This is a genomic window from Flintibacter sp. (assembly GCF_046973065.1).
Genome location: NZ_JBKVXZ010000046.1, coordinates 1 through 11,266, shown reverse-complemented (window position 1 = coordinate 11,266; position 11,266 = coordinate 1). Strand labels below are relative to the sequence as shown.

Below are 11,266 nucleotides of genomic sequence, written 5' to 3'. Positions count from 1 at the left end.
CACGTCCTTAACATACTTGAGCTCCTTGACCTCGCCCACCAGGGGGATCATGATCTCGGGAACCATGTTCCACTCGGGGTGCTTGGCCTGAACGTTCAGAGCGGCCTTGATGACAGCCTTGGTCTGCATCACAGCAATCTCAGGATAGGTAACAGCCAGACGGCAGCCACGGTGACCCATCATGGGGTTGAACTCGTGCAGACCGGCGATGATGGCCTTGATGTCAGCCACGGACTTATTCATGTCCTTGGCCAGCTGCTCGATGTCAGCTTCCTCGGTGGGAACGAACTCGTGCAGGGGGGGATCCAGGAAGCGGATGGTGATGGGGTTGCCCTCCATGGCCTCGTACATGGCCTCGAAGTCACCCTGCTGCATGAGCTCCAGCTTCTCCAGAGCCTTCTCGCGCTGCTCCACAGTGTCAGAGCAGATCATCTCACGGATGGCGGGGATACGGTCAGCCTCGAAGAACATGTGCTCGGTGCGGCACAGGCCGATGCCCTCGGCGCCGAACTTCATGGCCTGCTTGGCATCGCGGGGGTTATCCGCGTTGGTGCGGACCTTCATCTGGCGGTACTTGTCAGCCCAAGCCATGATGCGGCCGAACTCGCCGCCGATGGAGGCGTCCACAGTGGGGATGGCCTCACCGTAGATGTTACCGGTGGAGCCGTCCAGGCTCAGCCAGTCACCCTCGTGATACACGCGGCCGGCCAGCTCAAACTGCTTGTTGGCCTCGTCCATCTTGATGGCGCCGCAGCCGGAGACACAGCAGGTGCCCATGCCGCGGGCTACGACGGCGGCGTGAGAGGTCATGCCGCCGCGGACGGTCAGGATGCCCTGAGAGGCGACCATGCCCTCAATGTCCTCAGGAGAGGTCTCCAGACGGACCAGAACCACCTTCTCACCGCGAGCGGCCCAATCCTTGGCGTCGTCGGCGGTGAAGACGATCTTACCGCAGGCAGCGCCGGGAGAAGCGGGCAGAGCGGTGCCCACGGGAGTGGCGGCCTTCAGAGCGGCGGGATCGAACTGGGGGTGGAGCAGGGTGTCCAGGTTACGGGGATCGATCATGGCAACAGCCTGCTGCTCGGTGATCTGACCCTCGTCCACCAGGTCGCAGGCGATCTTCAGAGCGGCGGCAGCGGTACGCTTGCCGTTACGGGTCTGGAGCATGTACAGCTTGCCGTTCTCCACGGTAAACTCCATGTCCTGCATGTCGTGGTAGTGGTTCTCCAGAGTCTGGCAGACCTGCTCAAACTGCTTGAAGGCCTCGGGGAACTTGTCGGCCATCTCCTGGATGGGCATGGGGGTACGCACGCCGGCCACCACGTCCTCGCCCTGGGCGTTGGTCAGGAACTCGCCCATGAGCTTCTTCTCGCCGGTGGCGGGGTTACGGGTAAAGGCTACGCCGGTGCCGCAGTCATCGCCCATGTTGCCGAAGGCCATGGACTGCACGTTGACGGCGGTGCCCCAGGAGCCGGGGATGTCGTTCATGCGGCGGTAAACAATGGCGCGGGGGTTGTTCCAGGAGCGGAACACGGCCTTGATGGCGCCCATGAGCTGCTCCTTGGGATCGGAGGGGAAGTCGGCACCGATCTTCTCCTTGTACTCAGCCTTGAACTGGCCAGCCAGCTCCTTCAGGTCCTCGGCAGTGAGCTCCACGTCCTGAGTGACGCCGCGCTTGGCCTTCATCTCGTCGATGAGCTCCTCGAAGTACTTCTTGCCCACTTCCATGACGACGTCAGAGTACATCTGGATGAAGCGGCGGTAGCAGTCCCAAGCCCAGCGGGGGTTGTTGGACTTCTTGGCAATGACCTCAACCACGTCCTCGTTCAGGCCCAGGTTCAGGATGGTGTCCATCATGCCGGGCATGGAGGCGCGGGCACCGGAACGCACGGAGACCAGCAGGGGGTTTTCCAGATCGCCGAACTTCTTGCCGGTGATCTCCTCCATCTTGGTGATGTACTCCATGATCTGGGCCTGGATCTCGTCGTTGATCTTCTCGCCGTCCTCATAGTACTGGGTGCAGGCTTCGGTGGTGATGGTGAAGCCCTGGGGCACGGGCATGCCCAGGTTGGTCATCTCGGCCAGGTTGGCGCCCTTGCCGCCCAGCAGCTCACGCATAGAGCCGTTGCCTTCGGAGAAGAGGTACACAAACTTGTTTGCCATTTACTTCATTCCTTTCTGTGATGACGGCGGGGGCGCAAAGGCCTGTCCCCTTCTCACGTGGAACAGCCGAATGCCGGATACGCCGGCGCCGCTCATACCGATGGTACCGCCGCCTTTCGGAAAGCGACGAAATTACCGCGCAAATATTATACCTATTTGAAGGAAATATTGCAACCGGTTCTTGGATATTTTTCACGGTTTTTATGGAGCTCAGAGAAAATAATTCACTATTCTGCTTAAGAAAATGCTTAAAGGAAGAAAAAGTAAACAAAAAGGAAAGAAATTGTGCAAAAGAAAAAGAGACGCCGGGATAAGGCGTCTCGTAAAGACAGATAGATGAGAATAAGGAAAGTTAGATGGGAAAAAGAATCCGCTGGAAGCGAGCTTATGGCAAACTAGTTAAAACTCAATACCCTCCCGGGCGGTAATACCCTGCTCAAAGGGATGGCGTACCGCCTCCATCGAGGTGATATAGTCCGCCCGCTCCATCAGTTCAGGAGCCGGGTCACGTCCGGTAAGCACGACCTCACATTCCAGGCTGTCCAGGCAGGCAAGCAGATCCTCCAAAGGCAGAAGACCGGTGTTCACAGCCGCGCAGGCCTCGTCCAGCACCAGGAGAAAGCAGCCGCGGGCCGTGCGGCTGATCAGCTTCAGCAGGTCTTGATAGCGCTGGGCTTCCGAGCGGCGCTCATCCTCCGACATGCGGAAGGAAAACTTGACGGCGTCGGGAACGGGCAGCAGGGTGACCTGGGGCAGGCGGGCCAGAGCGAGACGCTCGCCGCTGTCTGCTCCTTTGAGAAACTGGGCGATGACGACACGTTTGCCCCGTCCGGCGGCCCGGAGCGCCAGGCCCATAGCGGCAGTGGTCTTTCCTTTTCCATTTCCACAGTAGAGATGCAGCATGGGAAAAACTCCTTCTCCCGCTCTGAAAAGCGGGGTTGTTTTTTTGAGAAAAATCAGGTAAAATGGCCCAAATTCCTGGAAGAGGGCTCATATTATGAAAGATATCATGCAAATAGCTGGGCTATATCTGCTGCTCATCAATGGGGTGGGATTCCTGCTTATGGGAATCGACAAGCGCCGGGCCAAGCGTGGTGCGTGGCGTATTTCCGAAAAAAGCTTGTTTTTGCCTCCCCTGCTGGGGGGAACCGTGGGAGCAATCCTTGGAATGCGGGTGTTCCACCACAAGACCAAGCACTGGTATTTCCGCTATGGATTGCCCGCTCTGCTGGTGCTCCAGCTGGCACTGGCAGGCTGGCTCTATTGGAAGTTCAAATAAAAAGCGGGCGGCGTATGCCGCCCGCTTTTAGTCTTCCAGGGGAAGGCCGCTTACATACCGCCGGGCCAGATCAAAGGCGTGGTGAGCGGTTTGGGTGCGCAGCCGCGCCCGCACCGGGCGGTTGCCCAGATGGAGCTCCCGCACGTGGGTTCCCTCCGGGGTGGCGATAGCCACGAACATGGTACCCACCTCATTGCCCCAATCGTCCTTGTCCGGACCGGCTACGCCGGTGGAGGACAGGGCGATGTCGCATCCCAGAGCGCGCCGGGCGCCCTCTGCCATAGCCTTGGCTACGGGAGCGGATACGGCTCCGTATTGATCAAGAAGCTCCTGGGGGACCCCAAGAACGTGGTGCTTTACTTCATTGGTGTAAGAGACGATGCCGCCCTTGAACACCTGAGAGGCTCCGGACACATCCGTGAGCCGTTTGGCCATCAGTCCGCCGGTGCAGCTTTCCGCGGTGCCGATGGTCAGCCCCTTTTCCCGCAGCAGGTTTTCCACTACGAATTCCAGAGAGGGCACATCCACTCCGTAGACCAGGGCTCCGAAGTGCTGTTTCAGCTCCTCTACCTTGGGCAGCAGAAGAGCCTGAGCCTCCTCCATGGTGGGAGCCTTGGCAGTCACCCGCAGCTCGCACTCGCCCTCCTTGGCGTAGGGAGCCAGGGTGGGGTTGGCCATGGCGTTCATTTGATCCCGCAGTTGGGCCTCCATGGCCGACTCTCCGATGCCGAAGAGCTTGAGCGTGTGGGAGGCGATGACTCCCTCAGACAGGGCCTGGAGATAGGGAACAACCCGGTAGCGGAACATGGGGGTACACTCACTGGGAGGGCCGGGGAGCATGATGACATGGACGCCATCGGCCTCAAAGGCACAGCCGGGAGCAGAGCCCCAGTCGTTGGTCAGAACCGTACACCCTTCGGGTACCAGCGCCTGCTGAAAATTGTTCTCGGTCAAAGGGCGGCCGGTGGCCTTGCCATAGGCCTTGATGCGCTCCAGAGATTCCTCATCATAGACCAGCTTCTTGCCGAAAGCCTCGGCCAGCACGTTTTTGGTCAGGTCGTCGCAGGTGGGACCCAGACCGCCGGTGGTGATGATAATATCCGCCCGCTTCCGGGCCAGTTCCACCGCCTCCTTGGCGCGCTGGGGATTATCTCCTACCACAGTGTGCCAGTAGACATTGAGCCCCAGGGCGCTTAAGCCCTGAGAGAGCATCTGGGCGTCGGTGTTGGCAATGTTGCCCAGCAGAAGTTCCGTGCCCACCGATAAAATTTCGACCGTATGAGCCATGGTTTGCGCCTCCTTACAGGTTCACCTGAACCCGCTCGATGCCGTCCACGGCCGCCTGGACCATGGCGTCAATGTCCAGATTCTTTTCGGCCTCGGCCACCTCGCCGGGCATGGGGCGCAGACGGGGGTGGCGGGGGGTAAAGACGGTGCAGCAGTCCTCGTAGGGGAGAATGGAGGTCTCAAAAGTGCCGATCTTCCGGGCGATCTGGACGATCTCTTCCTTGTCCATGCCCACGCAGGGGCGCAGGATGGGCAGGTCCACCACAGAACCGGTGACCATCATGGCGTCCATGGTCTGGCTGGCCACCTGGCCCAGGCACTCGCCGGTGACCAGCGCCTTGGCTCCGCACCGCTTGGCCACCGCCTCAGAAATACGCATCATAAAGCGGCGCATGATGACGGTGAAGAGTTCCTCCGGACAGGAGCGGCGCAGCTCCTCCTGAATAGCGGTGAAGGGGACCACGTGGACGGTGAGGCGCCCAGTGTAGGGGGTGAGGAGCTTAGCCAGCTCCAGAACCTTTTCCTTCGCCTCGGGGGAGGTGTAGGGATAGGAGAAGAAGTGGACCATCTCCAGAGCCACACCACGCTTGGCGATCATCCAGCTGGCCACCGGGGAGTCGATGCCGCCGGACAGCAGAGAGACGGCACGGCCGTTGATGCCCACGGGCAGGCCGCCGGCGCCGGGCTGGGGCTGGGCGTGAACGTAGGCGGCATAGTCCCGCACCTCCACGTAGACCGTGAGCTCGGGGTGGTGGACGTCTACCTCCAGGTTATCATAGGCCTCGTGAAGCTCCCCACCCACATACTGGCTGAGCTGAATGGAGGTCATAGGGAAGGTCTTATCGGCCCGCTTGGTCTCTACCTTAAAGGTGCGGGCGGCACGGAGCTGGTCGTCCAGAAACTCCTTGGCACAGGCCAAAATGGCGTCCTTGTCCTTCTCACAGGGGCGGGCCAGGGAGATGCCTACAATGCCGAAGACCTTGGTCAGTGCCTCGTAGGCGCCCTCCACGTCACAGGTGTCGTCCTTGGGCTCCACATAGGTGGTGGACTGGCGGGTGTACACCTTAAACTGGCCAAAGGGGTGGAGGCGGCGGTGGATGTTGGCTTGCAGTTTATCCTCAAAGCTGCGGCGGTTCAGGCCCTTGAGGACCAGCTCACCCAGCTTGAGCAGAATGATCTCGTTCATAATCAATAGTTCCTTTCCGGTCATGGGTAATCAAATATTATAATGAAAAAACCGGGATATGTCCAGTATTTTGACCGTTCAGCGCCTCAAATAGGCCGGGGGACGGTATTGCAGGGCCTCGGCCAGGTGCTGGGGCTGGATTTCTTCGCTTTCATCCAGGTCGGCAATGGTGCGGGCCACCCGGCGGATGCGGTCATAGCTGCGGGCGGTGAGGCCCATGCGCTCAAAGGCGCCCCGCATGATCTTCTGGCAGGAGTCGTCCAGAGCACAGCACTCCTCCAACTGGGGCTGGGCCAGGTGGGCGTTGCTGGTGCTGCGGCGGTTCTGGATGGCGCGGGCCTCGTCCACCCGCGCCTTGATGGCGGCGGAGGATTCAGCAGGAGCGCGGCGGGCGAGCTCGTCAAACTCCATAGCGGCCACCTCTACAAACAGGTCGATGCGGTCCAGCAGAGGACCGGAGAGCCGGGAGAGGTAGCGCTGGACCTCCGCCTCGGAGCAGCGGCAGCGGCCGGAGGGATGACCGTACCATCCGCACTTACAGGGGTTCATGGCACATACCAGCATGAACTGGCTGGGGTAGACCACCGAGCCGGAGGCCCGGGAAATCTGAACCTGCCCGTCCTCCAGGGGTTGACGCAGCACCTCCAGCACATCCTTTTGAAATTCCGGCAGCTCATCCAGAAACAGCACCCCGTGGTGAGCCAGAGAAATTTCCCCCGGCTTGGGATTGGAACCCCCTCCGGCCATGGCGGCGGCAGAGACGCTGTGGTGGGGGGAACGGAACGGACGGCGGGTGATGAGAGGGTGTCTGGAGTCGGTGAGGCCCAGCACCGAGTGGATCTGGGTGACTTCCAGAGCTTCCTCCTGGGTGAGGTCGGGAAGAATGGAGGGCAGGCGTTTAGCCAGCATGGATTTGCCCGAGCCCGGCGGTCCCACCATTAAAATATTGTGGCCACCAGCGGCGGCAATCTCCAGAGCACGTTTTACCGCATCCTGGCCCTTCACTTCGGAGAAGTCGGGACCGGGCTCTGGGGCAGTCTCACCCAACCAAGGGGGCGCGGGGGAGATGGGGGCCTCACCGGTAAAGTGGCGTACCAGATCCATCACGTGGTCCACCGGGTAGACTGCCGGGCCGCCGGCCAGGGTGGCCTCGGCGGCGTTGGCGCTGGGGACAAAGAGGGCGCGGATGCCCTCCGCCTTGGCGTGCAGAGCCATGGGCAGCATCCCAGCAGCCGGACGCAGCTTGCCGGACAGGGACAGCTCCCCCACAAAGGCGCAGTCCTGGGCCTTAATTTTCAGCTGTCCGGCTGCCGCCAGCAGGCCCACCAGAATGGGCAGGTCATAGAGGGTGCCCACCTTTTTCACATGGGCAGGCGCCAGGTTGACGGTGATACGGCTGACCGGGAAGGAGAAACCGCAGTTTTTGATGGCGGCGCGTACTCGCTCCCGGGCCTCGTTCACCGCCGCGTCTGGCAGACCCACAATGGTGAAGGCGGGCAGGCCGCTGGACAGATCGCATTCCACCGACACGGAATAACCGGCGATACCATGCAGGCCGAGAGAACGCACGTTGTAAACCATGGTAAAATCCTCCAATTCAAGGAGAAGATAGAAAAAATTTATGGGTAAAGACCGATAACAGCCCAAAAAATAGAGGCTCCATTGTAGCTCATTGTAAGCTTTTGCAAGAAATATTGCAATACGAACCCTCAACTTTGTGAGAAAAACAAGGAAAAATCCAGGTGGATGAATTTACAAAAGGGGGAAAAAGTGATAAACTATTTCCCGTCGAAACACACAAACCGCTCCCAACTGCCCGGGAGCGGCGCTGCTATGCGCAATTATAAGTAATTAGTTATAATTCTTATAACTAATTCAACAATTGGCATTCCGGCGGAGAGACAGTAAAATAGGGCAGAGACTCCCTGGAAAACCGGATCCATGGGGAATCGGTTTTTCAGAGAACGATTGAATAAGGAAGAAAGTAGGGAACTCTATGGCAAGAAAGTTCAAAACCATGGACGGCAATAATGCGGCCGCATATGTCAGCTATGCCTTCACCGAAGTAGCCGGCATTTACCCCATTACTCCGTCCAGCCCCATGGCCGACTATGTGGACCAGTGGGCTGCTCAGGGCCAGAAGAACATCTTCGGCACCACCGTTAAGGTTATTGAGATGCAGTCTGAGGCCGGTGCTGCCGGTACCGTCCACGGCTCTCTGGCCGCCGGCGCCCTGACCACCACCTACACCGCCTCTCAGGGCCTGCTGCTGATGATCCCCAACATGTATAAGATCGCCGGCGAGCTGCTGCCCGCGGTGTTCCACGTGTCCGCCCGTACCGTTGCTGCTCAGTCTCTGAACATCTTCGGTGACCACTCCGACGTTATGGCCTGCCGCCAGACTGGCTTTGCTATGCTGGCTGAGGGCAACGTGCAGGAGGTCATGGACCTGGCTCCTGTGGCTCACCTGTCCGCCATCAAGGGCCGCGTCCCCTTCATCAACTTCTTCGACGGCTTCCGTACCTCCCACGAGATCCAGAAGGTCGCTATTTGGGACTACAAGGATCTGGCTGAGATGGTCGACATGGACGCTGTTGAGGCCTTCCGCAAGCGCGCTCTGAACCCCGAGCGTCCCACCATGCGCGGCTCTCACGAGAACGGCGACATCTTCTTCCAGCACCGCGAGGCCTGCAACCCCTACTACGACGCTCTGCCTGAGATCGTTGAGGAGTACATGGGCAAGGTCAACGAGAAGCTGGGCACCAACTATCAGCTGTTCAACTACTACGGCGCTGAGGATGCTGACCGCGTCATCATCGCCATGGGCTCCATCTGCGACGTGGCTGAGGAAGTCATCGACTACCTGAATGCCAACGGCCAGAAGGTCGGCCTGATCAAGGTCCGCCTGTACCGCCCCTTCCGTGCGGACAAGCTGATCGCTGCCATCCCCGCTACCGCCAAGAAGATTGCCGTCCTGGACCGCACCAAGGAGCCCGGCGCTCTGGGCGATCCTCTGTATCTGGACGTCATCACTGCCCTGTCCACTGCCGGTATCACCGACAAGACCGTCGTGGCCGGCCGTTACGGCCTGGGTTCCAAGGACACCCCGCCCAAGAGCGTGTTTGCTGTCTATGAGAACCTGGCTCAGGACGCTCCCAAGAACCACTTCACCATCGGCATCGTGGACGACGTCACCAACAGCTCTCTGGAGGAGCACGACGCCCCCAACACCGCTGCTGAGGGCACCATCGAGTGCAAGTTCTGGGGCCTGGGCGGCGACGGCACCGTGGGCGCCAACAAGAACTCCATCAAGATCATCGGCGACCACACCGACAAGTACGTGCAGGCTTACTTCCAGTACGACTCCAAGAAGACCGGCGGCGTGACCATCAGCCACCTGCGTTTCGGCGACAAGGCCATCCGCAGCCCCTACTACATCAACAAGGCCGACTTCGTGGCCTGCCACAACCCCTCCTACGTCACCAAGGACTTCCCCATGGTCCGCGACGTAAAGCCCGGCGGTGTGTTCATGATCAACTGCCAGTGGAACATGGAGGAGCTGGAGCATCACCTGTCCGCCAGCGCTAAGCGCTACATCGCGGCCAACAACATCCAGCTGTACACCATCAACGCCATTGACCTGGCTGCCAAGATCGGTATGGGCAAGCGCACCAACACCATCCTGCAGTCCGCTTTCTTCACCCTGGCTAAGGTTATGCCTCAGGAGGAGGCCATCCAGTACATGAAGGATGCCGCCACCAAGTCCTACCTGAAGAAGGGCCAGGACATCGTGGACATGAACCACAAGGCCATCGACGCCGGCGCTACCGCCTTCGTGAAGATCGACGTTCCCGCTTCCTGGGCTACCGCCGAGGATGTGAAGAAGGATTCTGCCCTGACCGGTCCCGCCAAGCTGGTGAAGATGGTTCAGGACATCCTGGATCCCGTGGACCGCATGGACGGCGACAGCCTGCCTGTGTCCGCCTTCGTGGATCACGTGGACGGCACCTTCGAGCTGGGCGCTGCCGCTTACGAGAAGCGCGGCGTGGCCGTTATGGTTCCCACTTGGGATGCTACCAAGTGTATCCAGTGTAACCAGTGCTCCTTCGTCTGCCCCCACGCTACCATCCGTCCCTTCATGCTGACCGAGGAGGAGGCTGCTGCCGCTCCCGAGGCTGCCAAGATCGTGGACGTGAAGGCCGGCAAGGGCAAGGGCGTGTACAAGTTTGCTATGGCCATCAGCCCCCTGGACTGCATGGGCTGCACCGTGTGTGCCGGCGTGTGTCCCACCAAGGCTCTGACCATGGTGCCTCAGGAGCAGGAGGCTGCTCAGCAGGAGGTCTTCAACTACATGGTGGAGAAGGTTTCCGCCAAGGCCGATGTGACCGACCTGACCGTGAAGGGCAGCCAGTTCAAGAAGCCTCTGCTCGAGTTCTCCGGCTCCTGCGCCGGCTGCGCCGAGACCTCTTATGCTCGCCTGATCACCCAGCTGTTCGGCGATCGGATGTATATCTCCAACGCCACCGGCTGTTCCTCCATCTGGGGCGGCCCCGCTGCTACTTCTCCCTACACCACCACTGCCGAGGGCAAGGGTCCCGCTTGGGCCAACTCCCTGTTCGAGGATAACGCCGAGCACGGCCTGGGCATGTATCTGGGCCAGAAGGCTATCCGTGAGCGCCTGATCACCAAGCTGGAGGCCATGGTTGCTGCCGAGGCTACTCCCGCTGAGGCCAAGGCTGCCATCCAGGCCTTCCTGGACACCAAGGACGACGGCGCTGCCAACGGCGAGGCCACCAAGGCTCTGGTTGCTGAGCTGGAGAAGGGCGCTGCTGCCGGCTGCGAGGACTGCAAGTACGTCCTGGCTGAGAAGGAGTACCTGAACAAGAAGTCCGTGTGGATCTTCGGCGGCGACGGCTGGGCCTATGACATCGGCTTCGGCGGCGTGGACCACGTGCTGGCTTCCGGTGAGGACGTCAACGTGTTCGTCTTCGACACCGAGGTGTACTCCAACACCGGTGGACAGGCTTCCAAGTCTTCCAACATCGGCCAGGTGGCTCAGTTCGCTGCTGCCGGTAAGACCGTTGCCAAGAAGAGCCTGGCTGAGATCGCCATGACTTACGGCTACGTCTATGTGGCTCAGATCGCCATGGGCGCCAACATGAACCAGACTCTGAAGGCCATTGCTGAGGCTGAGGCCTATCACGGTCCTTCCCTGATCATCGGCTACGCTCCCTGTGAGATGCACTCCATCAAGGGCGGCATGGCTAACTGCCAGGCCGAGATGAAGAAGGCTGTTGAGTGCGGCTACTGGAACCTGTTCCGGTTCAACCCCGCTCTGAAGGCCGAGGGCA

At 60.2% G+C, this 11,266-nt stretch carries 8 protein-coding genes; 3 read left to right on the top strand and 5 right to left on the bottom strand.

The features are described from left to right. The coding region (gene ppdK / locus ACLTXB_RS14110; RefSeq protein ID WP_428227446.1) for a pyruvate, phosphate dikinase at window positions 1–2,163 on the bottom strand (2,163 nt) is incomplete at its 3' end. Between ppdK and ACLTXB_RS14105 the strand changes: the two genes are divergently transcribed. Beyond that, window positions 2,157–2,477 carry a hypothetical protein gene (locus ACLTXB_RS14105; protein WP_428227445.1) on the top strand — a complete coding sequence of 107 codons (321 nt, stop codon included), beginning with the start codon at window positions 2,157–2,159 and terminating at the stop codon, window positions 2,475–2,477. The two genes, ppdK and ACLTXB_RS14105, sit on opposite strands and share 7 nt — an antisense overlap. A gap of 85 nt (window positions 2,478–2,562) precedes the next feature. On the opposite strand, the gene ACLTXB_RS14100 is transcribed toward ACLTXB_RS14105, so the two are convergent. Beyond that, a complete protein-coding gene (locus ACLTXB_RS14100; protein WP_008980098.1) occupies window positions 2,563–3,066 on the bottom strand; it encodes a cob(I)yrinic acid a,c-diamide adenosyltransferase in 504 nt (167 codons plus the stop codon). 94 nt (window positions 3,067–3,160) lie between these two features. On the opposite strand from ACLTXB_RS14100, the gene ACLTXB_RS14095 reads away from it, so the two are divergent. Continuing rightward, the gene (locus ACLTXB_RS14095; RefSeq protein ID WP_243142131.1) at window positions 3,161–3,442 is read left to right on the top strand and encodes a DUF1294 domain-containing protein; all 282 of its coding nucleotides are present in this window, start codon (window positions 3,161–3,163) and stop codon (window positions 3,440–3,442) included. A gap of 27 nt (window positions 3,443–3,469) precedes the next feature. Here ACLTXB_RS14095 and ACLTXB_RS14090 read toward each other — a convergent pair whose 3' ends face one another. The 3 genes from ACLTXB_RS14090 to ACLTXB_RS14080 all read right to left on the bottom strand — a co-directional run bounded on the left by ACLTXB_RS14090 (window position 3,470) and on the right by ACLTXB_RS14080 (window position 7,496). Then, the gene (locus tag ACLTXB_RS14090) at window positions 3,470–4,729 is read right to left on the bottom strand and encodes a competence/damage-inducible protein A (protein ID WP_428227444.1); all 1,260 of its coding nucleotides are present in this window, start codon (window positions 4,727–4,729) and stop codon (window positions 3,470–3,472) included. Window positions 4,730–4,742: 13 nt separating this feature from the next. Beyond that, on the bottom strand, window positions 4,743–5,915 hold the full coding sequence (gene thiI, locus ACLTXB_RS14085) for a tRNA uracil 4-sulfurtransferase ThiI (protein ID WP_008980101.1): 1,173 nt from the start codon (window positions 5,913–5,915) through the stop codon (window positions 4,743–4,745). Between the two features lie 78 nt (window positions 5,916–5,993). After that, window positions 5,994–7,496, bottom strand: a complete 1,503-nt coding sequence (locus ACLTXB_RS14080) for a YifB family Mg chelatase-like AAA ATPase (RefSeq protein WP_428227443.1) — start codon at window positions 7,494–7,496, stop codon at window positions 5,994–5,996. Between the two features lie 415 nt (window positions 7,497–7,911). Here ACLTXB_RS14080 and nifJ point away from each other — a divergent pair. Continuing rightward, a partial coding sequence (gene nifJ / locus ACLTXB_RS14075) for a pyruvate:ferredoxin (flavodoxin) oxidoreductase (protein ID WP_428227442.1) occupies window positions 7,912–11,266 on the top strand: 3,355 nt, incomplete at its 3' end.